Genomic DNA, 26,196 nt, shown 5'->3' on the forward strand with positions numbered 1-26,196 from the left:
GCCGGCCGGACGGCCCTGCAGCCCCCCGGCCGGCGTTGGGGTCCCGCCCCTTTCAGTGAGGACTGCCCCATGAAGAGCACAGCCCTGCGCACTGTCGCAGCCGGCTGCGTGCTGAGTCTCGCGGCCGCCGCCACAGCGGTGGTCGCGACCAGGCTCCCCGCAGCCGACGCCCAGGCCGACCCACCGGTCAGTCCGCGCGCCGCCGCCCTGGCGACCGCCGACCGGCTGGTCGAGGGACGCGCCGCCGAGCTCAAGGCGAGCCCGGGCGACCAGTTCGTCCGCCAGCAGGACATCAGTACGCCGTGGGGCCTGCAGTACGTCGCCTACGAGCGCACGTACTACGACCTCCCGGTGGTCGGTGGCGACTTCGTCGTCACGACGGATGCCAAGGGCAACACCCGGGGCATCTCCGTCGCGCAGCAGCGGGCGATCGACGTGAACCGTCACCCGGTCGTCACCAAGGCCGCCGCCGAGAAGGCGGCGCTGACCGCGCTCGACCAGGCCAAGGCGGTGCCCGGCGACCCGACGCTGGTCGTGTACGCGGGCGGCGCGACGCCGGTGCTGGCCTGGGAGTCGATCGTCCAGGGCCGTGACCACGGTGAGGACAGCCGGCAGAAGGTGTACGTCGACGCGCGCACCGGCAAGGTCGTGCACGCGATCGAGCAGACCGCGTCGGGCACCGGCACCGGCGTGTGGAACGGCGCGAACTTGTCGTTCGGGACCACACAGAGCGGTGCGCAGTACTCGATGACGGACCCCGCGCGGCCCAACCTGCGCTGCGCCGACTACAGCACCGGCACCGTGTACTCCGGCTCCGACGACGTCTGGGGGAGCACCTCCAAGACCGACAAGGAAGCCGGCTGCGTCGACGTCATGTACATCGCCGCGGGCGAGTGGAACATGCTCAAGGACTGGTACGGCCGCAACGGTCTGGACGGCCAGGGCCGCTGGGCGGACGCGGTCGTCGGCCTCGGCGACGTCAACGCGTACTGGGGTCACCAGAGCAACCCGGACGGCGTCGTCTTCGGCTACAACAACAACCGGCAGTGGATCACCGGTACGGACGTCGTCGCCCACGAGTACGGGCACGGGCTGGACGCCAAGACGCCGGGCGGCATCTCCGGCCACCCGTCGCAGGAAGCGGTCGCGGACATCTGGGGCACGCTGACCGAGCACTACCTGAACAACCCGAACGACCCGCCGGACTACGAGGTCGGCGAGGAGATCAACCTGCAGGGCGCCGGGCCGATCCGGTACATGTACGAGCCGGCCAAGATCTCCGGCCACCCGAACTGCTACTCGACCAGCCTGCCGTCGTCGGTGCACGCCGCGGCCGGCCCGATGAACCACTGGTTCTACCTCCTTGCCGAAGGCAGCAGCCCTGGCAACGGCAAGCCGAACAGCCCGACCTGCAACAGCAGCACGCTGACCGGCATCGGGCACCAGGAAGCGGGCAAGCTCTTCTACAACACGATGCTCGCCAAGACCTCGGGCATGAGCTACCCGAAGTGGCGGGTGGCGACGTTGGCGGCGGCAAAGAACCTGGACCCCAGCTGCGCGCTGCACGGCAAGGTGAAGGCCGCCTGGGATGCCGTTGCCCTGGGCACCCAGTCCGGCGAGGCCACCTGTACGGCGACCGGCAACGACTTCACGATGACGCTCTCACCGGCCAGCGGCTCGGTGAAGCCGGGGGAGTCCGCGACGGCGACGGTCAACACAGTGATCGGCAGCGGCTCGGCCCAGGCCGTCCAGCTCAGCGCGTCCGGGCTGCCGAGCGGCGCGACCGCGTCGTTCGCGCCGGCCTCGGTCCAGTCGGGCAACTCGTCGACGCTGACCGTCAGCACGTCGTCCAGTACGCCGGAAGGCAGCTACACCGTCACGGTCACCGGTGACGGTACGGCGGTCGACCGGACGGCGACGTACCGGTTGACCGTCGGCGGCACCGCCCCGCCCGCCGGCGTACCGGACGTCGACGTGGAGAAGGTGAAGGCGCACCTGCTCGCGCTGCAGCAGGCGGCCGACAGCAACGGCGGCAACCGCCGCGCCGGTTCGGCGGGCTACACCGCCTCGGTGAACTACGTCGAGCAGAAGCTGCGGGCCGCCGGGTTCACCGTCGCCAAGCAGCGGTGCACGAACTGCACGTACCCGTCGGACAACCTGATCGCCGACTTCCCCGGCGGTGACGCCAACCAGGTCGTCATGCTCGGCGCCCACCTGGACAGCGTGAGTGCCGGTGCCGGGAGCAATGACAACGCGTCGGGGTCGGCCGTCGTGCTGGAGACCGCGCTGACGCTGGCGGCGAAGAACCCGTCGCTGGCCAAGCACGTCCGGTTCGGCTGGTGGACCGACGAGGAGCAGGGGCTGAACGGCTCCGAGTTCTACATCGGTCAGCTGGCGTCGGCCGAGCGGTCGAAGATCAAGGCGTACCTGAACTTCGACATGGTCGGCTCGACCAACGCCGGCTACTTCGTCAACAACATCACCACGACGACCGGCAAGGTGCTGAAGGAGTTCTACGACGGGCTGAACCTGGCGCCGGAGGAGAACACCGAGGGCGCCGGGCGCTCCGACGACGCGTCGTTCAAGAACGCCGGGATCCCGACCAGCGGCGTGGCCGCCGGCGCGAGTGCGCGCAAGACCACGGCGCAGGCGCAGAAGTGGGGCGGTACGTCGGGCTCGGCGTACGACCCGTGCTACCACGGCTCCTGCGACAAGTACCCGGCGAACGTCAACGCGACAGTGCTCGATCGCAGTGCCGACGCCGCGGCGTACGGGCTGTGGAAGCTCGCGGTCGGGCAGACCCCGCCGGCCGGCAACGACTTCTCGCTGTCGCTCGACCCGGCGTCGCGGTCGGTCGCGGCGGGTGGCTCGGCGCAGACAACGGTCCGGACGGCGACCACGAGCGGCGACGCGCAGAGCGTGCAGCTCGCGGCGAGCGGCCTGCCGTCCGGTACGACGGCCACGTTCGCGCCGTCCTCGGTGACGTCCGGGAGCACCTCGGCCCTGACCCTGGCGACGTCGGCCACAACGCCGGCCGGGACGTACCAGGTGACGGTCAAGGGCACCGGCGCGGTCAGCCACGAGGTGACGTTCAGCCTCACGGTGACCGGTTCGTCGTCGGGGACGGTGACGGTGCAGAACCCGGGCAGCCAGTACGGGTTCGTCGGCTTCCAGAGCTTCCCGCTGCAGGTCCGGGCAACGGCCAGCTCTGGACAGCCGGTCACCTTCCGCGCGACAGGACTGCCCCCGGGCCTGTCGATCAGCACCAGCGGAGTCATCTCGGGGACACCGACCAGCCGCGGCTCCTCCACGGCAACAGTGACGGCAACCGATGGTGGCGGGGCAACAGGAAGTGCCACCTTCGCTTACTCGATCTGGTAGGCGGCCACGGCTGAGGGCTCCGGGACGTACACCAGGCGACCCGGAGCCCGACCCCGTGAAACCGTCGGCACAGAGCAGGGCTCCCAGGCATTGAGGCGCACGGGGATCTCCGCTCTAGGTGACCAGGACCACCTTGCCGACGGTTTCACGGTTCTCCAGCGCGCGGTGCGCGTCGGCCGCCTTGGACAGCGGGAAGCTGGTCACCAGCGGCGCCCACTCACCCTCGACGGTGTGCCGCAGCGCCTCGCTCTCCAGTTCGCGGAGCCGGTGCATCAGCTTGGGCCCGATCGCCCACGTCGCACTCAGCCCGCGCTCCATCAGGTCGGCGGTGGTGATCTGGACCGGTCCGCCGCCGGACCAGCCGAACATCAGGATCCGGCCACCGACCGCCAGCAGCTCGAACGCCCGCTGCCCGACCTCGCCGCCAACTCCGTCGAGCACCACAGTCGGCTTCTCGACGACCTGATCGACCCAGTCGGCCTGGCGGTAGTCGACCACGATCTGCGCACCCAGTTCTCGCACCTGCCGGACCTTCTCCGCTCCACCGGCCAAACCGACGACCGTCGCGCCGGCGTTGCGGGCGCTCTGGACCAGCAGGCTCCCCATCCCGCCCGCGGCCGCCGTCACCAGTACGACGTCGTCGGCCGTGAGCGCGGCCTGCTCCAGAACCCCTGTCACCGTGCGGCCGGTACCGATCGTCGCCACGGCATGAGCCGCACTCACGTGCTCGGGAAGCTCGTACAGCGACTCCACCCGGGCCACCGCCTTCTCGGCGTACCCACCGGGCACCGGCCCGAGATGGACCACGACGCGCTTCCCGGCCCACGCCGGATCGACGTCCGCGCCGACGCTCTCGATCCGCCCAGCGACCTCCCGGCCGGGGATCGTCGGCAGGGTCGGGGGAGGGACCGGCCCGCCACCGCCCGTTCCCTGCCGGAGCACGGTGTCCAGCAGGTGCACCCCGGCCGCCTCCACCGCGATCAGCACCTCGCCGGCCGCGGGCACCGGATCCGGTACCTCTTCGAAGGTCAGGTTCTCGGCCGGACCGAACTCGTACAAGCGGATCGCCCGCATCTGCGCACTCCCTCTCCCAGGACTGCTCCGCACGCTATGACCTGAACTTCGCTTGAGGTCAACCCGCACCACTTCCTTACCTTGTGTATTAAAGTGCGGGACCGGGAGGGAAGAACGTGGCGAAGATCTTGAAGGGTGCGACGGCCCAGGAGACGCACAGCGCGATCCTGGACCTGATCCGTTCCAGCGGGACCGTGACCCGGGTCGCGCTGGCCGACCGGTCCGGGCTGACCGGCGCGTCGATCTCGCGCGTGGTCAAGCAACTGCTGGCCGAGGGGCTGATCGTCGAGACCGGCCTGGGCGACCCGACCGGCGGCAAGCGCGCGACGTTGCTGCAGTTCAACCCGCGGGCCCGGCACGCGGTCGGGATCTCGGTCGACACCCTCAGTACGACGTACGTGGTGACCGACATGAACGGGCGCGTGATCGAGCAGCTCGCTTCGAAGGGCATCGGCCGCGACCTTCCCGCGACGGTGATCTCCCGCCTGGTCGGCGAGCTCGAGGACCTGATCACGCGCACGGGCGTCGAGCCGGCCACCTTGGTCGGCGTCGGTGTCGCGCTGGCCGGCCGGCAGGGGAGTGGGTCGTCGTTGCTCCGGGCCGACCGGGAGCGGTACGCGTGGGAGCCGTTCGCCGTCCAAGGGCAGCTCAGTCAGGCGATCGAGCACCCGGTGGTCGTGGAGAACGACTCGACCTGCGCCGCGATCGGCGAGTTCTGGGCCGGCCGGATCCCGTCGGCCAGCGACTTCGCGACGCTCTACCTGGCGGCCGGATTCGGCCTGGGCCTGGTCACCAACGGCGACGCCTACCGAGGCTCGTCCTCGAACGTGGGCGAGATCGGCCACATGGTCCTGGAGGTCGACGGCCCGTCGTGCTGGTGCGGAGGCAACGGGTGCCTGGAAGCGCTCGCCGCGCCCGCCCGCGTCGTGGAGCTGGCCCAGCAGGATCCGGCCCTCGCCAAGGACTTACGCGGCAAGCGCTCGTCGGTACGGACCGACTTCGCCCGCATCGCCCGCCGGGCCACCGAGGGCGACCCTCGGTGCCTGGAGCTGATCCAGCAGTCGGCCCGGTACCTGGCCAAGGCGCTGCTCTCGATCACCAACCTGCTGGACCTGTCGCAGATCATCCTTGCCGGCCCGGGCTTCAGCGAGGCCGGCGACCTGTACGTGCAGGCCGCGACGGAGGAGATCAACCGGCTCTCGTTCGTCCGCGCGATCCACCCGACCCGCGTGGAGCTGTCCAAGCTGGGCCCGAGCGCCGCCGCGCTCGGTGCGGCGGCGCTGGTCCTGCACAGCCAGCTGACGCCGCACCAGACGTCGAACCGGGCTCTAGCGACTTAGGAAGTTCTTCAACCACAGCCCGCTGTTCTTGATCGTTCGCTGCTGCGTCGTGTAGTCGACGTGCACGAGGCCGAACCGCCGCGTGTACCCCCACGACCACTCGAAGTTGTCCATCAGCGTCCAGGCGAAGTAGCCCTTGAGCGGCAGGCCTTCGGCGACGGCCTCGCCGACCGTGGCCACGTGCTTCTCGAAGTACGCCTGGCGTTCGGGGTCGTCGATCGTGCCGTCGGCGCCGACCTCGTCCGGGTACGCCGCGCCGTTCTCCGTGATGTACAGCGGGAGCTCGGGCGCCAGCGTGTTGATCTGCACGAGGATGTCGCGCAGGCCGTTGGGGTCGATGCCCCAACCCATCTGGGTCTTGTCCAGACCGATGTCCACGGCAACGACCTTCTCGCTGCCGGGCTGGGTGGTCGGGCCGCCCGGGGCGGAGAACGAGCCGTCCGCCGGCGCCGCGACCGTCGACGGGCAGTAGTAGTTGACGCCGAGGAAGTCCAGCGGCGCCGAGATCAGCCGAAGATCGGCGTCGAAGCGGCCGAACCACTCGGCGGTGCCGGTGTCCTCCAGTACGTCGGCCGGGTACTTCCCGACCAGCAGCGGATCGAGGAACATCCGGTTCCGCAGCCCGTCGACCCGCCGCTGCGCGTCCCGGTCGGCGTCCGACTCCGACGCGGCGTACACCGGTGCGGGGTTGAGCGCGATCCCGACGGTGTTCTCCGGCGTCTTGATCGCCTGCAGCGCCAGACCGTGCCCGAGCAGCAGGTGGTGCACGGCCTTCAGCGCGTCGGAACCCTCGACCCGTCCGGGCGCGTGCTCGCCGTTGCCGTACCCGAGGAACGCCGAGCACCACGGCTCGTTCAGCGTCATCCAGTGCGAGACCACGTCGGAGAGCGCTTCCTGCGTCAGCGCCGCGTAGTCCCGGAACCGTTCGGCGGTATCGCGCACCAGCCAGCCGCCGGCGTCCTCGAGCGGCTGGGGGAGATCCCAGTGGTAGAGCGTCGCGTACGGCGTGACGCCGTTCGCCAGACACGTCTCCGCGATCCGCCGGTAGAAGTCCAGCCCTGCCTGGTTGGCCGCGCCGCTCCCGGTCGGCACCACCCGCGGCCAGGCCACCGAGAACCGGTACGCCTTCAGCCCGAGGTCCGCCAGCAGCCGGATGTCCTCCTCGTACCGGTGGTAGTGGTCGTCGGCAACATCCCCGGTCTCGCCGTCCGCGATCTTGCCGGGCGTCGCGGCGAACGTGTCCCAGATGCTCGGCCCCCGCCCGTCCTCGCGGGTCGCTCCCTCCACCTGGTACGACGCGGTGGCCGCGCCCCACACGAAGTCGGCAGGGAACGCGGATCGCGCGCCCACCAGCGCGTCCTCGGGCGTCGCACCAACAGAGTTGCTCATCGGGTTCCTTCCAGCCAATGGGTGCGGTCGGGCATCAGTTCGGCCAGCCGAGCGCTCAGCTCGGCGGGGATCTCGGTCTCCAGCGCCGCGACCAACTGGTCGACCCGCGCAGGCTTGCTGAAGCCCACGACGGTGCCGGTGATCTTCGGGTCGTTCACCGAGTGCTGCAGCGCGGCCGTGGACAGGTCGATCCCGTACTCGCGGCATGCCTTGTCCATCTCCGCGACCGCGTCGAGCATCTCCGCCGGCGCGTCGCGGTACCCGTACTTCCGCAGGCCACCCTGTGGGTTCGCCAGGATCCCGCCGCCGTAGATCGCGGCGTTGACCACCGCGAGATCCGCGGAGCGCGCCTTCTCGATCAGCTCGTCGGCGCTGTGGTCGACCAGGCTCCAGCGGTTGTGCACGAGCAGCACCTCGAAGCCGCCGAGGTCGAGGTACCGCGCCAGTTCGCGCACCGATCCGCCGGCCAGCCCGACGTGCCCGATCTCGCCCTCGGCCCGGAGCTTCATCAACGTGTCGACCGCGTCCCGCATGCTCGCGAAGTCGTGGAACTCCGGGTCGTGCAGGTACACCAGCGGCAGCTGCTCCAGCCCGAGCCGTTCCTTGCTCTCGGCAACACTCGCGCGGACCCGGTCGCCGGAGTAGTCGTTGCCGAGCGCATCCACCTTGGTGGCGACCAGGAAGCCGTCCGGCAGGGCCCCGCTTCCGCTCGCGCCGTCGTTCCCGCTCGCGGCGTCCGCCCGGGCCGCGATCGCCGCGCCGATCCGGCGTTCGCTCTCGCCGGCGCCGTACCCGTTCGAGGTGTCGATCCAGCGCAGCGGCCCGTCGAGCACCCGGTCGATCACGGCGACGGCCTCGTCGCGGCTCACCTCGTACCCGAACACCTCGGGCATGCTCGCGAGCAGGGCGCCACCGGCGCAGACGGCGGACACGGTCAGTCCGGTCGATCCGAGCGGCCGCAGCCAGTCGTCGGTCGAGGGATCTGTCACAAGGACCAACTTTCGGGAGGTCGGAGCAGAGCGGTTGGCAGTAGCCTAACCGGTTAAGTCAGGCGGTGGCGAACGCGAAACCGTCCGGATCGACGTGGACCTGCGTTCCCTCCGGAGCGGTCAGCTCGGTCAGTCCCGCGGGAGCGTCACCCGCCAGTACGGCGTACGAGAATCCCGCCACGTCGAGCTGCGGTTCCCGCGACGACTTCTCCCGGTCGTAGGTGAACACCTCGATCACCGTGTCGCCGCCCTTGAGGTAACCGATGCTGAACCCGCGCGGGTCGTGCGGCTGCTCGATCGTGCCGATGAACGAGAAGCCGTAGTTGTCCCGGTAGTACGCGTCGGTCCGGTCCCGGTCCTCGACCGTCACCGCGACGTGGTCGAACCGCGGCCGCGCGGGAACACCGAGCGCGCGCTCCTTGGCGACCCCGTCCTCGTCCAGGACGGCGGCGTACTGGAGATCCCCCTGGATCATCTCCAGCAGCGTGCCGTCGGGGTCGAAGAAGAAGCAGATCCGGACCGCGCCCTCGGCGTCCAGCGGGTCGAGCTTGAACTCGACGCCGGCGGCCTTCAGCACGGCGGCCCGCTCGTCGAGGCGGTCGACCTTGAAGCCGAGGTGGCGGAACCCCTTCTGCAGGTCGTCGCCGACCCAGGTGGTGTCCTCCCGCCCGCGCTCGACCCTGCGCAGCTCGACGGTCGCCGTCACGGCGTCGAGGACGGCGCGCTCCGGTGTCGGCTCGCCGATCAGCGGCAGCTCGAGGAACTTGCCGTAGTACTCGACGGAGGCCTGGACGTCGGTGCAGTTGACGACGACGTTCTTGATCGGCATGGAGCTCCTTCTGAAGTGGGAAGAGGTCAGTTCTTGACGGCGCCGAGCATCATCCCGGCGACGAACTGCCGCTGCATCCGGACGTAGACGATCACGACCGGGACGACCGACAGGGTCAGGCCGGCGGTGAGCGCCGGCCAGTTGGTCGAGTACTGGCCCATCAGCGTGAACAGCACGGGCTGCAACGGCAGCGACTTCGTGTCCTGCAGCACGGTGTTCGCGATCAGGAACTCGTTCCAGGTCTGCAGGAACTGGAAGATCACCACGGTCGCGATCCCCGGCCGGGTCAGCGGCAGGATCACCCGCCAGAAGATCACCAGCTCCGAGCCGCCGTCGACCCGTGCGGCCTCGATCAGCTCGTCCGGCAGGGTCTGGAAGAACGCCCGCATCAGGAACATCGCGAACGGCGCCGAGCCGGAGATGTAGAGCACGAGCAGCCCGGTCTGGGTGTCCAGCAGCCCGAGCGTCTTGAGCTGCAGGTAGAGCGGGATGATCAGCGCCGTCGACGGCATCATCAGCGTGGTCAGCAGCAGCACGAACAGCGTGTTGCGGAACGGGAAGTCGAGCTTGGCGAACGCGTACCCGCTGAGCGTCGCGAAGACCAGGACGCCGACCACCGTGACGGACGTGATCCAGACGCTGTTCCAGAAGTGCAGCGGGAACTCGATCTTGGTCCACGCGGTCGAGTAGCCGGCGAAGGTCAGCTTGTCCGGGATGATCGGCCCGCCGAAGATCGTGCTCGGCTCCCGCAGCGAGGTCAGCAGCATCCAGACGAACGGGAACGCCATCAGCACGCAGAACGGCGCCAGCACGAACGCCGCGAAGCTCTTGCCCAGTGGGAACTTGAACGGCTTGGTCTGTTCCACCGCAGGGGCACTCATCGATCGGCCCTCCTCGTCAGCCAGAGCTGGGCGATCACCGCGATCGTGCACAGGATCATCGTCACCACGCTGAAGGCGCTCGCGTAGCCGAGCTGCGGGATCGACCCGGACGTCGAGCCGAAGGCGAGCGAGTACAGGTAGGTCCCGAGGACCTCGCTGCCGTGGTTCGGCCCGCCGCCGGTCATCACGTAGATGATGTCGAACGCCTTGAACCCGTTCAGCAGCCCGAGGCTGACCACCAGCCCGGTCACGACCCGCAGGCTCGGCACGGTGATGTTCCAGAACTGCTGGACCGTGTTCGCGCCGTCGACGGCCGCCGCCTCGTACAGGCTGGGATCGATTCCCTGGATCCCGGCGAAGAAGATCAGCATGTTGAAGCCGAGGCCGCCCCACACCGTCACCAGGATGATCGCCGGCAGCACCGTCCGGCTGTCGGCCAGCCACGGGTGCTGCAGCGAGTCGAGACCGATGGCTCCGAGCAGCTGGTTGAGCGTGCCGATGTTCGGGTCGTAGATCAGCTTCCACAGGACGCCGGACACCACGAACGAGACGATGCCCGGGATGAACAGGATCGTCCGCACCAGGACGCCGACGTGCTTCCACACGACGTTCACCAGAACCGCCGTGACCAGGCCGAGGAAGGTCAGGACCACCGTCGTCACCGCGGTCAGCGCCAGCGTGACGATCATCGCCCGCCGGGCGACCGGGTCGCCGAGCATCCGGGTGTAGTTCTCCATCCCGATGAACTGCGGCGCCCCGAACCCGCCCCACCGGGTCAGGCTCAGGTACACCGTGCGCAGGATCGGCCAGAGCACGAAGCCGAGGAACAGCGCGAACGTCGGCAGCACGAACAGGTAGCCCGCGATCCGCTGGGACCTGCGCAGCGGCGAACCGAAGCGGTTCGGCCTTCCCTGCGGACGGGGTGCCGCGGACGGCCGGACTGTTGTTGCGGTCGCCACCCGATCAGCCGCCCTTGGCGTTCTGCACCGCCTGCTGCATCTCCTTGGCCACCGCGGCCGGTTCGCCGGTGCCGTCGAAGATCTTGGACAGCGGGTCCCCGGCGGCCACCGAGCCCGGACCGAACGGGATGTGCGGGCAGCCGTCGCCCTCGGTCAGCCAGGACGTCATCTGCTTCATGATCGGCAGCTCGATCCGGGCCGCGGCGCTCTTGGTCGCGGGCATCGAGTTCGAGTCGTTCATGGTCGGGGAGTACTGGTCGGCCGAGTACAGGAAGCGCAGGAACTCCAGCGCGGCGTCCTTGTTCTTGCTGGTCTCCGAGACCGCCCAGCCGGCGCCGGCCTGGTTCGCGCACCAGTGCCGCTTGCCCGGTGCGATCGCCGGGGTCTTCATCACCTTGTACTTCTTCGCGAACGCCGGGGGAGCGTCCTTGGACAGTCCCTGCGGTGACCACGAGCCGTTGAACAGCATCGCCGACTTCTCGGTGTAGAAGATCTGCGGGACCTGGTCGCCGCTCGTGCCCGTCGTACCGGGCTGGAAGACGCCGCCCTTGACGATGCGCTGGTTCAGCTCCAGCGCCTGGATGACCTTCGGGTCCTCGTAGGTGAGGCCGTCGCTGAGCTGGTCGAGCTTGAGGTAGAACGTCGGGTCGTCGGCGACCTGGGTGAGCAGCGGCAGGAAGAAGTCCAGCGAGCTGGTCGTCGGGTTGCAGCTGAGCGCGACCGGGTGCTTGCCGATGGCCCGGATCTTGGCCGCGGCCGCGATCAGGTCGTCCCAGGTCTCGATCTCGTCCTCGCCGACACCGGCCTTCTTCAGCATCTCGGGGTTGTAGAACAGGCCGAAGGTCTGCGCCATCCAGCCCAGGGCGTACTGCTTGCCGTCCAGGGTGTACTCCTGGTTGGCGGAGTCGAAGAAGTCCTTCAGGAAGTCGTCGCCGAGGTCCTTCTTCAGGTCGGCCGAGACGCCGCCGGTGCCGTAGGTCAGGGCCCGGGTGTGCGGCGCGAAGATCTCCGGGACGTCGCCGCCGGCGACCGCGGCCTGCAGGGCCGGCAGGTACTGGTCGGGGGTGCCGAAGATCCGGTTCTCGATGGTGATGTTGCTGTGCGCGGCCTGGAACTTCTCGATCAGCTTCGGGAACTGGTCCTCCTGGTCGCTGTACCAGGACCAGACCCGGACGACGGCCTTGCCGCCGCTGCTGCTCGACCCGCCGTCGTCGCTGCAGGCGGCCAGGGAGGACCCGAGCCCGAGGGCGGCGGCCCCGCCGAGTGCACCCTTGAGCAGGGTCCGTCGTCGAAACGCTGTGGATGGGAGTTGCCGATCACCCTGCATGCTGACTCCTCGCTCGTTCAGCCCGGCTGCGGTCCCCGATGGCAACTTCCTAACTAAAAGTAAGAAAGCCGTCAAGACCGGATGATTGTTTCCGTGCTGTTTCCCCGCAGCCGGATGGGACCGCTCCGGGTTTCGGATGGGACCGGCGCGGATCGTAGGGTGGTCCGTATGCCGATCCGTTTGGTCGAGCGGCGGCCGGAGGTCAGTCCGGACCGGCTGCTTTCCGAGTGCGTGCCGCCGCCGCGGTTCGCTCCGGTGCGGTTCGAGACGTACCGGCCGGCGGTGGGGGAGCCGAGCCAGGCCGAGGTGCTCGGCGTCCTGGTCGAGCGCGGGAAGGTGCTGGCCGAGCCGCGCCGGGAGAAGTCGTGGTGGCGGCGGAAGTCACCGGCCGAGACGCTCGAGCCGGGGATCTACCTGGACGGCGGGTTCGGGGTCGGGAAGACCCACCTGCTCGCCTCGCTGTGGCACGTGTCGGCCGGGCCGAAGATGTACTGCACGTTCGTCGAGCTGACCAACCTGGTCGGCGCGCTCGGGATGCGCGCCGCGGTCGAGGCGCTGTCGGCGTACCGGCTGATCTGCATCGACGAGTTCGAGCTCGACGACCCCGGCGACACGGTGCTGATCTCGCGCCTGCTGCGCCAGCTCGTCGACGCCGGCGTCCAGCTCGCCGCGACCTCCAACACACTCCCGGACAAGCTCGGCGAGGGCCGGTTCCAGGCGACCGACTTCCTCCGCGAGATCCAGGCCCTGTCCGGTCATTTCGACGTACGACGGATCGACGGCCCCGACTACCGGCACCGCGGGCTGCCCGTCGCCCCCGAGCCATGGTCCGACGCCGCCGTCGAACAGGCGGCAGCCACCCGCCCGAACGCGTCCTGCGACCACTTCGTCGACCTCTACCACCACCTCGGCGAGCTCCACCCGAGCAAGTACGGCGCGTTCCTGGACGGCGTGGACACCGTCGGGATCACCGACGTCCGCGAGCTGACCGACGAGAACATCGCGCTGCGGCTCGTCGTACTGGCTGACCGGATGTACGACCGGGACATCCCCCTGGTCCACAGCGGCCTGCCGCTCGACCGCCTGTTCTCACCGGCGATGCTCGGGGGCGGCTACCGCAAGAAGTACCTCCGCGCGCTGTCGCGTCTGATCGCTCTGGCCCACGCCGGGATGGACTGACCTTTCCGCCGGGACGCAAAGCGCGGCCGGAGAACCTTTGAACCACTACGCTACGCCCCATCGCAGGGTGCTGAGGGGGGTCCCAGTGCCATCCATGTATGACACCTAGGAGCACATCGCATGATTCGTCGTACTCTGACGGCCGCTGTCGCGGTCGTCGGTCTGGCGGCCCTCGCGCCGCTGTCGGCTTCGGCCGCCCGCCCTGGCCCGGTGATGCCGCCGAGCCTCAAGGGCCCTGTGTCCAAGGCCGAGGCCGCCGGTCCCTGCACCCTGTCGGTGCCCACCCGCGTCGCGATCGGCAAGCCGGAGATCACGCTCTACGGCAAGCGCACCGGCGGCTGCAACGTGCCGGACAACACCTCGGGCTGGATCCTGCACCACCCCAGCCTGAACGACGTCAACGGTCTGCTGTTCGACCCGGTCGACCCACAGGGCGACGGCAGCTGGTGGGTGCCGGACGTGCACCCGATCGGCACCCAGACCTGGCAGGGCATCGGCAGCATCAACCCCGACGGCACCGAGTTCACCCAGAACAACGTGCCCGTCACGGTGAAGCTGGCCGCCGGCGCGTGGATCTCGTCGTCGCGCACGGCCGACGTCGTCACGCTGAAGGGCACCTCGCTGCTGTACTCGGTCACCACGAACAACTACTTCAAGCGTTCGGCGGCCGGCGTCTTCCAGTTCCGCGAGAAGGGCTCCACGGTGTGGCAGACCCTCAAGGGCGGGCTGTGGACGAACTCGAAGGGTGAGGTCACGCTGTCGTACCGGTACAGCAAGGTGCGCGACTACCGCTTCGCGCTGTACTCGACCTCGATCAGCTGGGACCTGGGCAGCGCGGTCACGACCCGCTGACCTGCAACAAGCTGCAACCCACCGGTGAGCCCCGTCTCATCCGGCGGGTGGTGGCCGGGGGAAGCCCTCCCGGCCACTACGCTCCGGTCATCGCAGGTGCTGAGGGGGGTCCCAGTGCCATTCACGTATGACACCTAGGAGCACATCGCATGATTCGTCGTACGCTGACGGCTGCCGTCGCAGTCGTCGGCCTCGCCGCAGTAGCCCCGCTCTCCGCGTCGGCGGCTCGGCCCGACCCGGGTGCGCAGTGGGCGCCGAAGACCACGTCCTCGCGCGACGCCGCCGGCACCTGCAACCTGTCGGTCCCGACCCGGGTGGCCATCGGCCGGCCGGAGCTCACGCTGTTCGGCAAGCTGAGCGGCACCTGCGCGGCCAACGCCGACCCGAACTCGGGCTGGTACCTGAGGAACGCGAGCAACGCCATCGTCAACGAGATCGTCTTCGACAAGGAGTACGAGTTCGGCGACGGTTCCTGGTACCTGCCGGCGAACCACCCGATCGGGGTGCAGGAGTTCTACGGCGTCGGCAGCTACAACCCCGACGAGACCACCAACACCCAGAACACGGTGGGCGTCACCGTCAAGCTCGCCGCCGGGGCGTGGATCTCGTCGTCGCGCAAGGCCGACGTCGTCACGCTGAAGGGCACCTCGCTGCTGTACTCGGTGTCGAACAACACCTACTTCAAGCGGTCCGCCGCGGGCGTGTTCCAGTTCCGCGAGAAGGGCTCGACCACGTGGCAGACCCTCAAGGGGGGCCTGTGGACGAACTCGAAGGGTGAGGTCAGCCTTTCGTACAAGTACAGCAAGGTCCGGGACTACCGGTTCGCGCTGTACTCGACGCCGATCAGCTGGGACCTCGGCAGCGCGGTCACCACGCGCTGACGCCGTACCGGCCCTGCCCTGTCCTCACCGGTTTGCCGGTGGGGATGGGGCAGGATGGCGTCATGGCGAAGAAGAAGGCGGACGGGACGGGCGACGGGCTGCTGGACGCGTTGCGGGTGCCGGCGGGCCCGGTGGACCTGAGCGCCTACGACACGCGCGCGACGACCGGGTTCGAGGGCTCCAAGGACGACGGCAAGCTCAAGCTCGAGGAACTCGGCGCCGAGGTGTCGGACTGGCAGGAGCGGCTGTTCGCCGAAGGCCGCAAGGGCGGCAACCGGTCGGTGCTGCTCGTGCTGCAGGGGATGGACACCTCCGGCAAGGGCGGGGTGATCCGGCACGGCGCGGGCCTGATGGACCCGCAGGGGCTGCGGATCACGTCCTTCAAGGCGCCGACCCCGGCCGAGAAGCGGCGTGGGTTCCTCTGGCGGATCCGGCAGGCGCTGCCGGGCCCGGGCATGATCGGGATCTTCGACCGCTCGCACTACGAGGACGTGCTGATCGCCCGGGTGCGGAACCTGGTCGCCCCGCCGGTCTGGAACCGGCGCTACGACCAGATCAACGAGTTCGAGGCCGAGCTGGCCGAGAGTGGCGTGACGATCCTGAAGTGCTTCCTGCACATCTCCGCCGACCAGCAGAAGGAACGCCTCGAGGCCCGGCTGGACGACCCGACCAAGTACTGGAAGTACAACCCGGGCGACATCGACGAGCGTGAGCTCTGGCCCGCGTACGCCGAGGCGTACCAGGCGGCGCTCGAGAAGTGCAACGGCTCGTCGGCGCCCTGGTACGTGATCCCGAGCGACCGCAAGTGGTACCGCAACTGGGCCGTCACGACGCTGCTGCTGGAGACTCTGCGCGACCTGAACCCGGAGTGGCCGGCCGCGGACTTCGACGTCGAGGGCGAGAAGGCCCGCCTTGCGACGACCTGATCTGCTGCCGGCCGGGGAGTGGGCTCCGGCCGGTTCCGGTGAGTCCGACGCCGAGGTGTTCCGGCGCTCGGACGGTACGGCGTACGCGAAGTGCGCGCCGGCCCACGGGATCGTGGACCTGCGCGGAGAGCGCGATCGCGTGAAGTGGCTGTCCTCGACCGGGATCCCCAGCGCCGAGGTGCTCGACTGGGTCGCGGGTCCCGACGGCGCTTGCCTGGTGACCACCGCTGTGCCCGGTGTCGCGGCGGCCGACCTGCCACCGGAGAAACGCCAGAAAGCGCTCTCTCCGCTCGCGGCCGCGTTCCGGGCGCTGCACGAGGTCGCCGACTGCCCGTTCACCCGGCCGCTCGGCGAGGTCGTCGACCAAGCGGCAGACGTCGTACGGCGTGGTGCGGTGAACCCGGACTTCCTCAACGACGCGTGGCGGAAGTTGCGGCCCGAGACGCTGCTCGAGCGGATCAAGGCCGAGCAGCCGTACGCCGAGCAGGTCGCCGAGCTGGTGGTCTGTCACGGCGACGCGTGCCTGCCGAACGTGTTGCTCGACCCGGAGACGCTGGAGGTCACGGGGTTCATCGATCTCGGCCGGCTCGGGCTCGCCGACCGGTACGCCGATCTGGCGCTGACCACCGCGCAACTGCTCGACGAGTGGGATCTGCCCGCTGACGAGTTCCTGCGCGGGTACGGTCTGGAGGAGCCGGACCGGCGCCGGCTCGACTTCTACCTGTTGCTGGATCCGCTCACCTGGGGCTGACCGTCGACCGGGGGCGGCCCGCCGATCTGGAGGCTGACGTGGAAACGTTGCGCACGGACGTGGTGGTGGTCGGCCTCGGCGCGTTCGGGTCGGCCGCGCTGTGGCGGTTGGCGGCGCGCGGCGTCGACGTGATCGGCGTCGAGCGGCAGGCGATCGGGCATGCGCTGGGCTCGTCGCACGGCGTCACCCGCCTGTTCCGGATCGCGTGCATGGAGCATCCGGGGTTGCCCCCGATCGCGCAGAAGTCGCTCGAGCTGTGGAACGCGCTCGGCGCGCAGACCGGTCAGGTCCTGGTCGAGCAGACCGGATCGCTGAACGCGGGGCCTCCTGGCAGCGAGGTCGTCGCCGGCGCTCTGGCCGCGGCGGCACAAGCGGGTGTCCCGGTGGCCGAGCTGAACCACGAGGAGCTGGTCGCCCGCCAGCCGCAGTACGGCGCCTTCGGCGCGGACGACGTCGGCGTCTGGGATCCCGGTGCCGGCGTCTGCTTCCCGGAGCCGATCGTGCGCGCGCAGGTCGAGGCGGCCCAGCAGCTGGGGGCGAAGGTCTTTGCTCACACCCTGGTCACCGACGTCGAGGTCGAGGGCGACGGCGTGCTGGTGAGGACGCCGACCGTCGAGATCCGCGCCGAGCGGGTGGTCGTCGCCACGGGCGCTTGGCTCGGGAAGGTCGTTCCCGGTCTGCCGCTCGTGCCTCGCCGTACGCCGCTGTACTGGTTCGAGCCTCGCGATCAGGCGTCGGAGGAGTTCGCGCTGGAGCGCTTTCCCGCGTTCATCTGGCAGCGCGCGGGCGGCATCGGCTTCTGGGGGCACGGCTCCGGCGACGGGTACGGCGTGAAGCTCGGCCTCGAGCACGCCGGCCACGTCGCCGGTACGCCGTTCACGGACGCCGACGACGTCGACCGCTACGTGCACCCGCGCGGCGACGTCGACGAGATCTCCAGCGCGGTCGCCGAAGCATTCCCAGGCCTCGACCCGGTCCCGGTCAAGCTGCTGCCGTGCATCGTCACCGACTCACCCGACGGCCAGTTCCTGATCGGTCACCCCGACGACACCGGCCGGCTGGTGGTCGCCGGCGGCGACTCCGGGCACGGCTTCAAGCACGCCGGCGGCCTCGGCGAGCTGCTGGCTCAGCTGACGCTCGGAGAAACGCCGTACTGCGACACCACGTTCCTCGACCCAAGACGCTTCAGCTCGTGACGCGCTTGACCGACAGCTCCGTCACCTCGGCCGCCTTCAGCGCGTCCACCACGCGGTCGGACGCGACGAAGCTCCAGCCCTGGTAGCCGAGCTCGAACCGCAGGTCCTTCGCCGGATCGGCGTCGAGCACGGCGAACCCCACGTAGTCGCCGATCGTCTCGCCACGCTTCCCGCGCACCTCCACCGGGAACGCCCGGTACCCCGTCGCGTCCACCGCTTCGAGGACCTCGTCGCCGTACTCGGGCTGACCGGGATGGTCCCGCATCACCCAGAGATTGCCGGGTCCGGACCGGGCTTGGAGGACGTAGGGCATGGCGCAACTCTACGGGCGGAGCGGGTGCCGGGTGTCGCCATGGGCACCCGGCAACCGCTCACGAGTCAGGCGGTGCGGACGAGTTGCGGGCGCGGGGCCGGAGCGGCCAGCGTCAGCAGGTCCAGGCCGGCTACGCCGTACCGGAGCAGGACCAGGCGGGCGACCTCGGCGCTGACGCCGAGCGGACGGGAGACCGCGACGGCACCGGCCTTGCGGGCGGTGGTTTCGGCGCGGTCCGGCAGGACGCCGGGGGCGAGGAAGAAGGAGCCGACGGCAACGTGCCGGCGGCCTTCCAGGCGCCACTGCAGAACGGCCTCGGCCGGGCTCGGGGACGCCGCGGTGGTGAAGGCCGCGGTGACCGGGAGCTTGTGCCGCTGACCCCAGAGCCGCGCCAGCCGGGTGACGGCGGCGTTGGCCTGGGCGTCGCTGGATCCGGCGCAGGCGAGCACGAGCGCGTCGAGCTCGCGCACCCGGCCGTCCTTGAGCTCGGCCCGCATCCGGCGGTCGAGCACGTCGAGCAGCGTCTCGTCGTACCCGAGTACGTCGGAGGCGATGATCTGGAGGGTCGGGAACCGGTTGCGGGCCTCGTCGACGACGGCCGGGACGTCGACCCGGGCGTGGAAGGCAGTCGACAGCAGCAGCGGCAGGATCACGATCTCCTCGACCCCTTCGGCGGCGAGCTTGCCGAGCACCTGGTACGGCGTCGGCGGGCAGTGGTCGAGGAAGGAGGCTTCGATCCGCAGGTCGTCCCGCAGCTCGCGCAGGCACTTGACCAGCGAGTGGACGGTGGCGGCCGATCGCGGATCGCGGCTGCCGTGGGCGAGGACTACGAGCGCGGGTGCGGTCACAGCAGTTCCCCTTCTTCTTCGTCGATCATTCCGGCGGCGAGCGTCCACCCGTCGTGGGCGTCGATCAGCAGGAACGATCCGGTGGTGTTGTTGCTGGCGTACGGATCGGCGGCCAGCGGTGCGGCGATCTTGAGCTGCACCTTGCCGATGTCGTTCAGGTCGAGCCCGGCGGCGTCGATGACTCCGAGCGTGTCCAGGTCGAGTACGCCGTTGATCTTGGTGACGATCGCCTGGGCGGTGGTGGTGGTGTGCTTGATCAGCAGCCGGGCGCCCACGGTCAGCGGGCGGTCCGACAGCCAGCACACGGTGGCGAGGAGTTCCCGGCGGGTGCCGGGGGAGGAGTCGGCCGCGACGATGACCGAGCCGCGGGCGACGTCGAGGTCGTCGGCGAGCCGGACGGTGACGGCCTCGCCGGCGACCGCGGAGGTGCGCTCGGCGACGGCGGTCGAGGTGGCGCTGACCACGGCGCGGTCGATGCCGGAGACCGACGTACGGCGTCCGGCGGGCAGCACGATCACCTGGTCGCCGACCGAGACGGTGCCGGAGGCAACTGTTCCGGTGTAGCCGCGGTAGTCGCGGTACTGGTCGTCGGTCTGCGGGCGGATCACGTACTGGACCGGGAACCGCAGCGGCCGGCCGGAGGCGTCGGAACGCCCGGAAGCGCTCTCCAGGAACTCCAGCAGCGTCGGGCCGTCGTACCAGCCGGTGCTCTCGGAGTGGTCGACCACGTTGTCGCCGACCAGCGCCGAGACCGGGATCGCCTGGACGTCGGCGATGCCGAGCTGGTCGGCGAGCTCGGAGACGTCCTTGCTGATGCCGCGGAAGACCTGCTCGTCGTAGCCGACGAGGTCGATCTTGTTCACGGCCAGGACCACGTGCGGGACCCGGAGCAGGCCGGCGACGGCGAGGTGCCGGCGGGTCTGCTCCAGTACGCCGTGCCGCGCGTCGACCAGGATGATCACGACGTCCGCGGTCGAGGCGCCGGTGACCGTGTTCCGGGTGTACTGCACGTGCCCGGGGCAGTCGGCCAGGATGAACGAGCGCTTGTCGGTCGCGAAGTACCGGTAGGCGACGTCGATCGTGATGCCCTGCTCACGCTCGGCCCGCAGGCCGTCGGTGAGCAGCGCGAAGTCGAAGTCGCCGCCGCGGGCCTCGGAGACGGTCTGCACGTGCGCGATCTGGTCGGCAAGGATCGCCTTGCAGTCGTGCAGCAGCCGGCCGACCAGCGTCGACTTGCCGTCGTCGACCGAACCGGCCGTTGCCAGTCGCAACAACCTGCGCTGGGCGAGCTGGGTCAGGTCGGGGAGTTCGGCCGGGGCGTGAGTGGTGCTCATCAGAAGTACCCCTCTCGCTTGCGGTCTTCCATGGCGGCTTCGCTGACCCGGTCGTCGGCGCGGGTGGCGCCGCGCTCGGTCAGCTCGCTCGCGGCGACCTCGACGATCACCTCGGCCGGGGACGCCGCGTGCGACGCGACGGCTCCGGTGCAGGACATGTCGCCGACGGTCCGGTAGCGGACCACGCGCCGGGAGACGTCCTCGCCGTCCCGCGGCTGCGAGTACGGGCCGACGGCCAGCAGCATGCCGTCGCGCTCGAACACGTCGCGCTCGTGGGCGTAGTAGATGCTCGGGAGCGGGATCTCCTCGCGGGCGATGTAGTTCCAGATGTCCAGCTCGGTCCAGTTCGACAGCGGGAAGACCCGGACGTGCTCACCCGGCTTGTGCTTGCCGTTGTACAGCGACCACAGCTCGGGCCGCTGGTTGCGCGGGTCCCACTGGCCGAACTCGTCGCGCAGGCTGAAGATGCGCTCCTTGGCCCGGGCCCGCTCCTCGTCGCGCCGCCCGCCGCCGAACACGGCGTCGAACCGGTGGTTGTTGATCGCGTCGAGCAGCGGGATCGTCTGCAGCGGGTTGCGCGTTCCGTCGGCGCGCTCACGCAGCCGGCCGTCGGCGAGGTAGTCCTCCACGCGGGCGACCTCGAGCCGCAGCCCGAGCGCGTCCACGGTGGCGTCGCGGTAGTCGAGCACCTCGGTGAAGTTGTGCCCGGTGTCGACGTGCAGCAGCGTGAACGGGACACCGGCCGGCGCGAACGACTTTCGGGCCAGGTGCAGCATCACGATCGAGTCCTTGCCACCGGAGAACAGGATCACCGGCCGCTCGAACTCCGCCGCCACCTCCCGGAACACGAAGATCGACTCGCTCTCCAGCGCGTCCAGCTCGGTAACCGTTGCCGGAGGCAAGCTTATCGCGGTCACGTGTGGAGCCCGCATTCGATCTTGCCCTGGCCGGCCCAGCGGCCGCTGCGGGGGTCCTCGCCGGGGGCGACCTGCTTCGTGCACGGCTGGCAGCCGATCGACGGGTAGCCGTCGTACTGGAGCAGGTTGACCAGGACGCCGTTGTCGTTGATGTAGCCGTCCAGGTCGTCCTGGGTCCAGGGGGCGATCGGGTTGAGCTTGACCATGTCGCGCTTCTCGTCGTACTCGACGAGCTGGGTGTTGGCCCGCGTCGGCGCTTCTTCCCGCCGTACGCCGGTCACCCACGCCTTGTAGCCGGACAGCACCCGGTTCAGCGGCTCGACCTTGCGCAGCGCGCAGCACTTGTCCGGCTGCGTCGCGAACAGGTCCTTGCCGTACGTCGCGTCCTGCTCCGCCACGGTCTGCCGCGGCGTCGCGTTGATCAGGTTGATCGGCAGCGTCGCGGCGACCGCGTCGCGGGTCCCGATCGTCTCGGCGAAGTGGTAGCCGGTGTCGAGGAACAGCACGTCCACGCCCGGCGCGGCCTCGGCGGCCAGGTGGGGGAGCGCGCCGTCGGCCATCGAAGCGGTGACCACGAGCTCGTCACCGAACGTCTCCCGTGCCCACGCCAGCACTTCCTGCGCCGAGGCGTCGGCTAGTCGTTCGTTCGCCTCCTCGGCGAGCGTCTTCAGGTCTGTACTCATTCCACCGTCACCCGCAGTCCGATCATCTTGAGCTGGAACACCCGTGCACACGGCCGGCACTCCCAGGCGCCGTGCCCTTCCTCCGACGGACGAAGGTCCTCGTCCCCGCAGTACGGGCAGTAGAGAGGTGCTGCGCGTTCACTCATTGCAAAGCCTCCTCGTCGGCACGGACGACCCACTGGGCGAAGCGTTCGCCCTCGGACCGCTCTTTCAGGTAGTTCTGGGTGACGCGTTCGATGTAGTCGGTGAGACCGTCGGAGGTGACCTTGTGGCCGCGCAGCTTGCGGCCGAAGCCGGCGTCGAGCCCGAGGCCGCCACCCAGGTGGACCTGGTAGCCGGACACTTGCTTGCCGTTGGCATCCATCACCAGCTGGCCCTTGAGGCCGATGTCGGCGACCTGGATCCGGGCGCAGGAGTTCGGGCAGCCGTTGACGTTCACGGTGATCGGTACGTCGAGGTCGGGGATGCGCTGCTCGAGCTCGTCGATCAGCTCGGCCGCGCGGGCCTTGGTCTCGACGATCGCGAGCTTGCAGAACTCGATGCCGGTGCAGGCCATCGTGTTGCGCCGCCAGGCCGACGGCCGGGCCTGGAAGCCGAGGTCGGCGAGCTGGGCGACCAGCGACTCGACCTGCGACTCCTCGACGTCCAGCACGATCAGCTTCTGCTGCGCGGTGGTCCGGATCCGGTCCGAGCCGTGCGCGGCGACGACCTTGGCCAGCTGGGCCAGCTTCGCGCCGGAGACGCGGCCGACGACCGGCGCGACGCCGACGTAGTACAGGCCGTCCTTCTGCCGGTGGACGCCGACGTGGTCACCCTGGACGGCGGGGATCTCGGGCGCGGGGCCGTCGATCAGCTGCCGGCCGAGGTACTTGTCGCTCTCCAGCACCTCACGGAACTTGTCGATGCCCCAGTCGGCGACCAGGTACTTCAGCCGCGCGCGGTTGCGCAGCCGGCGGTACCCGTAGTCGCGGAAGATGCTGACGACACCCTTCCAGGCCAGGTGCACCTCGTCGATCGGGATCCACGCCCCGACGCGCTGAGCGAGCATCGGGGTGGTGGACAGCCCGCCGCCGACCCACAGGTCGAAGCCCGGGCCGTGCTCGGGGTGGACGACGCCGACGAAGCTGATGTCGTTGACCTCCGGCACCACGTCGTGCGACGGGTGGCCGGTCATCGCGGTCTTGAACTTGCGCGGCAGGTTGGAGAACTCGGTGCTGCCGATGTACTTCTCGACGATCTCGTCGATGGCCGGCGTCGGGTCGATGATCTCGTCCGCGGCGATGCCGGCCACCGGGCTGGAGATGATCACGCGCGGGACGTCGCCGCAGGCCTCGGTCGTGTACAGGCCGACCGCCTCGAGCTTCTCCCAGATCGCGGGCACGTCCTCGACCCGGATCCAGTGCAGCTGGATGTTCTGCCGGTCGGTGATGTCGGCGGTGTCGCGGGCGTAGGTGCTGGACACCTCGGCGATCACGGCGAGCTGCTCGGTGGTCAGCTGGCCGCCCTCGATCCGGACCCGGAGCATGAAGAACTTGTCGTCCAGCTCCTCGGGCTCCAGCGTCGCGGTCTTGCCGCCGTCGATCCCGGGCTTGCGCTGGGTGTACAGGCCCCACCAGCGGAAGCGGCCGCGCAGGTCGGCCGGGTCGATCGAGTCGAACCCGCCGTGGGCGTAGACGTTCTCGATCCGGGCCCGGACGTTCAGGCCGTCGTCGTTCTTCTTGTTCTCCTCGTTCTTGTTCAGCGGCTCGCGGTAGCCGAGCGCCCACTGACCTTCGCCCTTGCCCTTACGGGGGCGGGCCGGCTTGCGGGGAGCAGAGGTGACACCAGTCATCTGGGGGCGAGTCCTTGTCTCTACAGACAGGTGCGCTCACGCGATGGGGCTCGAAGCGTCGTCGATTCGATCCGGTCTGCGCGGTGCGCACCCAGCGGTGATCAGGTGATCAAGGGGCCGTGAGGGGCCCGGCAGGGTGGCTGTCAGATCGTCGAAGGACAACAGATGGCGCTGCGCATCCGCCCGAGGTCGACATGAATGCGACCTACGAGGTGGGTGGTCAGGGCAGCGAGCATGGTCACCACGATCAGCGCAGGCGGCTGACAAATCAACTCCCTATCCTGCATCCCGAGATGCATTCTCAGCATGTGGATAAGTCCACCGACTGGGTCGTGATTGTTTCGCGCTCAGTTCGTTATCTGCAAGAATTCTTGCGCAAGAGGTCTTGTCATCGCTACGGTAGGCCCATGAGCCCCGCGAACCGCCGTACCGCCGATCCGTCCGTGATCGCCGCGATCCACCACCCGCTGCGCCGGCGGCTGATCGACCTGCTCGGGGTGAACGGGCCGTCGACGGCGTCGCGGCTGGCCGAGGCGACGGGGGAGCTGGTGGGCAACGTCAGTCACCACCTGAAGGTGCTGGCCGCCGCCGGCGTGATCGTGGAGGCGCCGGAACTGGCCAGGACCCGGCGCGAGCGCTGGTGGCGATCGGCGAAGGCGTCGTACTCGTGGTCGATCGCGGACGCCGGTGGGGACCCGGCCGCGGAACTGGTCGCGGAGACCGCCGAGGAGGCGAATCTCACGCACCACACGACGAAGGTCCGGCAGTGGTTCGGCCTGAGGTCGGAGTACGACGAGCCGTGGGTCCGCGCGGCGGTCGCGACCGAGAGCTGGGTGACGGTGACGCCGGAGCGGCTGGAGGAGCTCGGGGCGCGGCTCAGCGCTCTGATCCAGGAGTACGTCGACGAGCCGTCCGAGGGTGAGGGTGCGCACCCGGTCTTCGTCTTCGCCCACGCCGTACCGGCACGGCCATGAAGCGCGAGGTCGTGGTGCGGGAGGCTTGGACGGCGCCGACAACGTCGCCCGCGGCCGCGGCCGCGGCGGCGCCAGTTGTTGTTGGAGCAGCATCCTTCCCCCGTCACCTCGGTCGGTCGGTGTGAGTGCGCCGGCGGCTGAGGCGGAGCCCACCTTTCCGCCGTTGGGGCGGGACCGGCGGGTGCAGGGGTGGATCCTGTCGGCGGGTGTGTCGCAGGCCGGGGACGTCGCCTGGTACATCGGCCTGGCCTGGAGTGCGGCGCAGGTGACGTCGCCCGCTGGGGCCGGACTCGTGATGGGGATCGGGGCGTTGCCTCGGGCGCTGGTGCTGCTGTGGGGTGGCGCTCTGGCCGACCGGCTGGATGCGCGGCGGACGATGATCCTGGCCAACCTCGGGCGGATCCTCGTGCTGGCCGTCGCCGCGGTGGTGGTCGCGATCGCCGGCGTCTCCCTCGCGCTCCTGCTCGTCGTCGCCGTGCTGTTCGGGCTGGTGGACGCGCTCTACACGCCGGCGGCCGGGACGATGCCACGGCGGATGGTGCGAGCCGAGGACCTGGTGAAACTTGCCGCGGGCACCCAGTTGGCGAACCGGCTCGCGGTCTTCGTCGGCGCGCCGCTGGGCGGGTTCGTGGTCGCGCACGGCGGACTCGCCGCGGTGATGGTCGTCGACGCGGTCTCGTTCGGGGTGATCGCGATCGCGCTGGCCTGGGTCGTCCGGCCCCGGCTCCCGCAGGTGTCGTCGGCCGGCTCGTCGATCCGCGCCGACCTCAAGGCCGGTTTCGGCTACCTGCGCGGGGACCTGCCGGCGCGGACGCTGGTGATCGCGTTCTTCGGGCTCAACCTGTGCGTCGGCCCGGTGCTGGCCGTCGGTTTGGTGCAGCGTACGTCGGCCGCCGGGTGGGGTGCGGGTTCGCTCGGGTTGTTCCAGGCGTGCTCAGGGATCCTCGCCGCGACCGGCGCCGTGCTGGCGATGCGGTGGAAGCCGGCCAACCTGGCCCGCGCCGGGCTGCTGGCGCTGATCCTCCAGGCCGCCGGCTGCGCGGCGATCGGCTTCGCACCCCGCGCCGGCGTCTTCGTCGCGATGGGCGTCATCGGCTTCACCGCCGGGCTCGCGTCGGCGCAGTTGTCCGCCGCGTTCCAGCAGACCATCTCCCCGGCGTACCTGGGTCGGACGAGCAGCATCGTCAGCCTGTCCGACGAGGCGCTGATGCCGCTGGCGATGACCGGCTTCGGCGCCCTGGCCTCCGGTGCCGGAATCGTCTTCGCCTGCGGCTTTCTCGGCGTGTTCTTCGCTGTGCTGATGATCTGGTCGGCAAGCCGGTTGACCTGACTTGGGTGGGCC

General features: G+C 69.8%; 24 protein-coding genes. 10 read left to right on the forward strand and 14 right to left on the reverse strand.

The window, feature by feature from the left end; all coding sequences use genetic code 11:
* Positions 1–69 precede the first annotated feature (69 nt).
* A complete protein-coding gene (locus ACLQ2O_RS26750; RefSeq protein ID WP_425836113.1) occupies positions 70–3,381 on the forward strand; it encodes a M28 family peptidase in 3,312 nt (1,103 codons plus the stop codon).
* Positions 3,382–3,495: 114 nt separating this feature from the next.
* Here ACLQ2O_RS26750 and ACLQ2O_RS26755 read toward each other — a convergent pair whose 3' ends face one another.
* Positions 3,496–4,455 carry a zinc-binding dehydrogenase gene (locus ACLQ2O_RS26755; protein WP_425836115.1) on the reverse strand — a complete coding sequence of 320 codons (960 nt, stop codon included), beginning with the start codon at positions 4,453–4,455 and terminating at the stop codon, positions 3,496–3,498.
* 116 nt (positions 4,456–4,571) lie between these two features.
* Here ACLQ2O_RS26755 and ACLQ2O_RS26760 point away from each other — a divergent pair, with 116 nt between their 5' ends.
* A complete protein-coding gene (locus ACLQ2O_RS26760; RefSeq protein ID WP_425836117.1) occupies positions 4,572–5,795 on the forward strand; it encodes an ROK family transcriptional regulator in 1,224 nt (407 codons plus the stop codon).
* Here the strand turns inward: ACLQ2O_RS26760 and ACLQ2O_RS26765 are convergent.
* The 6 genes from ACLQ2O_RS26765 to ACLQ2O_RS26790 are packed head-to-tail and all read right to left on the reverse strand — an operon-like array spanning position 5,784 to position 12,169.
* Positions 5,784–7,184, reverse strand: a complete 1,401-nt coding sequence (locus ACLQ2O_RS26765) for a GH1 family beta-glucosidase (RefSeq protein WP_425836119.1) — start codon at positions 7,182–7,184, stop codon at positions 5,784–5,786. The two genes, ACLQ2O_RS26760 and ACLQ2O_RS26765, sit on opposite strands and share 12 nt — an antisense overlap.
* Positions 7,181–8,173 (reverse strand): aldo/keto reductase, encoded by a 993-nt coding sequence (locus ACLQ2O_RS26770; RefSeq protein ID WP_425836121.1) that lies wholly within the window; start codon positions 8,171–8,173, stop codon positions 7,181–7,183. The genes ACLQ2O_RS26765 and ACLQ2O_RS26770 overlap by 4 nt, the downstream gene beginning before the upstream one ends.
* A gap of 58 nt (positions 8,174–8,231) precedes the next feature.
* On the reverse strand, positions 8,232–9,002 hold the full coding sequence (locus ACLQ2O_RS26775) for a VOC family protein (protein ID WP_425836123.1): 771 nt from the start codon (positions 9,000–9,002) through the stop codon (positions 8,232–8,234).
* A 26-nt stretch (positions 9,003–9,028) separates the two neighbouring features.
* Complete coding sequence (locus ACLQ2O_RS26780) at positions 9,029–9,883, reverse strand: carbohydrate ABC transporter permease (RefSeq protein ID WP_425836125.1); 855 nt, start codon at positions 9,881–9,883, stop codon at positions 9,029–9,031.
* Positions 9,880–10,842, reverse strand: a complete 963-nt coding sequence (locus ACLQ2O_RS26785; protein WP_425836127.1) for a carbohydrate ABC transporter permease — start codon at positions 10,840–10,842, stop codon at positions 9,880–9,882. The genes ACLQ2O_RS26780 and ACLQ2O_RS26785 overlap by 4 nt, the downstream gene beginning before the upstream one ends.
* Before the next feature lie 4 nt (positions 10,843–10,846).
* Positions 10,847–12,169, reverse strand: a complete 1,323-nt coding sequence (locus ACLQ2O_RS26790) for an ABC transporter substrate-binding protein (RefSeq protein WP_425836129.1) — start codon at positions 12,167–12,169, stop codon at positions 10,847–10,849.
* Between the two features lie 168 nt (positions 12,170–12,337).
* On the opposite strand from ACLQ2O_RS26790, the gene zapE reads away from it, so the two are divergent.
* The 6 genes from zapE to solA all read left to right on the forward strand — a co-directional run bounded on the left by zapE (position 12,338) and on the right by solA (position 17,954).
* Entirely contained in the window at positions 12,338–13,348 is a 1,011-nt protein-coding gene (zapE, locus tag ACLQ2O_RS26795; RefSeq protein ID WP_425836131.1) for a cell division protein ZapE, read from the forward strand.
* A 120-nt stretch (positions 13,349–13,468) separates the two neighbouring features.
* Positions 13,469–14,200, forward strand: coding sequence for a hypothetical protein (locus ACLQ2O_RS26800; protein WP_425836133.1), 732 nt, complete (start codon positions 13,469–13,471; stop codon positions 14,198–14,200).
* Positions 14,201–14,349: 149 nt separating this feature from the next.
* Positions 14,350–15,081, forward strand: coding sequence for a hypothetical protein (locus tag ACLQ2O_RS26805; protein WP_425836135.1), 732 nt, complete (start codon positions 14,350–14,352; stop codon positions 15,079–15,081).
* A 62-nt stretch (positions 15,082–15,143) separates the two neighbouring features.
* Positions 15,144–16,007 carry a PPK2 family polyphosphate kinase gene (locus ACLQ2O_RS26810; RefSeq protein ID WP_425836137.1) on the forward strand — a complete coding sequence of 288 codons (864 nt, stop codon included), beginning with the start codon at positions 15,144–15,146 and terminating at the stop codon, positions 16,005–16,007.
* A complete protein-coding gene (locus ACLQ2O_RS26815) occupies positions 15,994–16,758 on the forward strand; it encodes a phosphotransferase (protein WP_425836140.1) in 765 nt (254 codons plus the stop codon). The genes ACLQ2O_RS26810 and ACLQ2O_RS26815 overlap by 14 nt, the downstream gene beginning before the upstream one ends.
* A 38-nt stretch (positions 16,759–16,796) precedes the next feature.
* A complete protein-coding gene (gene solA, locus ACLQ2O_RS26820; RefSeq protein WP_425836142.1) occupies positions 16,797–17,954 on the forward strand; it encodes an N-methyl-L-tryptophan oxidase in 1,158 nt (385 codons plus the stop codon).
* On the opposite strand, the gene ACLQ2O_RS26825 is transcribed toward solA, so the two are convergent.
* The 7 genes from ACLQ2O_RS26825 to ACLQ2O_RS26855 all read right to left on the reverse strand — a co-directional run bounded on the left by ACLQ2O_RS26825 (position 17,944) and on the right by ACLQ2O_RS26855 (position 23,880).
* A complete protein-coding gene (locus tag ACLQ2O_RS26825; protein WP_425836144.1) occupies positions 17,944–18,267 on the reverse strand; it encodes a hypothetical protein in 324 nt (107 codons plus the stop codon). The genes solA and ACLQ2O_RS26825 overlap by 11 nt on opposite strands.
* 65 nt (positions 18,268–18,332) lie before the next feature.
* Positions 18,333–19,115 (reverse strand): sirohydrochlorin chelatase, encoded by a 783-nt coding sequence (locus tag ACLQ2O_RS26830; RefSeq protein ID WP_425836146.1) that lies wholly within the window; start codon positions 19,113–19,115, stop codon positions 18,333–18,335.
* Positions 19,112–20,449 carry a sulfate adenylyltransferase subunit 1 gene (locus ACLQ2O_RS26835; protein WP_425836148.1) on the reverse strand — a complete coding sequence of 446 codons (1,338 nt, stop codon included), beginning with the start codon at positions 20,447–20,449 and terminating at the stop codon, positions 19,112–19,114. The genes ACLQ2O_RS26830 and ACLQ2O_RS26835 overlap by 4 nt, the downstream gene beginning before the upstream one ends.
* A complete protein-coding gene (gene cysD, locus ACLQ2O_RS26840) occupies positions 20,449–21,381 on the reverse strand; it encodes a sulfate adenylyltransferase subunit CysD (RefSeq protein WP_425836150.1) in 933 nt (310 codons plus the stop codon). The genes ACLQ2O_RS26835 and cysD overlap by 1 nt, the downstream gene beginning before the upstream one ends.
* Positions 21,363–22,049: a phosphoadenylyl-sulfate reductase gene (locus tag ACLQ2O_RS26845; protein WP_425836151.1), complete on the reverse strand. Its 687-nt coding sequence runs from the start codon at positions 22,047–22,049 to the stop codon at positions 21,363–21,365. The genes cysD and ACLQ2O_RS26845 overlap by 19 nt, the downstream gene beginning before the upstream one ends.
* Positions 22,046–22,195 carry a hypothetical protein gene (locus ACLQ2O_RS26850; protein ID WP_166665480.1) on the reverse strand — a complete coding sequence of 50 codons (150 nt, stop codon included), beginning with the start codon at positions 22,193–22,195 and terminating at the stop codon, positions 22,046–22,048. The genes ACLQ2O_RS26845 and ACLQ2O_RS26850 overlap by 4 nt, the downstream gene beginning before the upstream one ends.
* Positions 22,192–23,880, reverse strand: a complete 1,689-nt coding sequence (locus tag ACLQ2O_RS26855) for a nitrite/sulfite reductase (protein WP_425836153.1) — start codon at positions 23,878–23,880, stop codon at positions 22,192–22,194. The genes ACLQ2O_RS26850 and ACLQ2O_RS26855 overlap by 4 nt, the downstream gene beginning before the upstream one ends.
* Before the next feature lie 407 nt (positions 23,881–24,287).
* Between ACLQ2O_RS26855 and ACLQ2O_RS26860 the strand changes: the two genes are divergently transcribed.
* Both ACLQ2O_RS26860 and ACLQ2O_RS26865 read left to right on the forward strand, forming a co-directional pair.
* Positions 24,288–24,854, forward strand: a complete 567-nt coding sequence (locus tag ACLQ2O_RS26860; RefSeq protein WP_425836155.1) for an ArsR/SmtB family transcription factor — start codon at positions 24,288–24,290, stop codon at positions 24,852–24,854.
* 181 nt (positions 24,855–25,035) lie between these two features.
* Positions 25,036–26,184: an MFS transporter gene (locus tag ACLQ2O_RS26865; protein WP_425836157.1), complete on the forward strand. Its 1,149-nt coding sequence runs from the start codon at positions 25,036–25,038 to the stop codon at positions 26,182–26,184.
* Positions 26,185–26,196: the final 12 nt, after the last annotated feature.

This window comes from Kribbella sp. DT2 (genome assembly GCF_049844575.1).
Taxonomy (GTDB): Bacteria; Actinomycetota; Actinomycetes; order Propionibacteriales; family Kribbellaceae; genus Kribbella.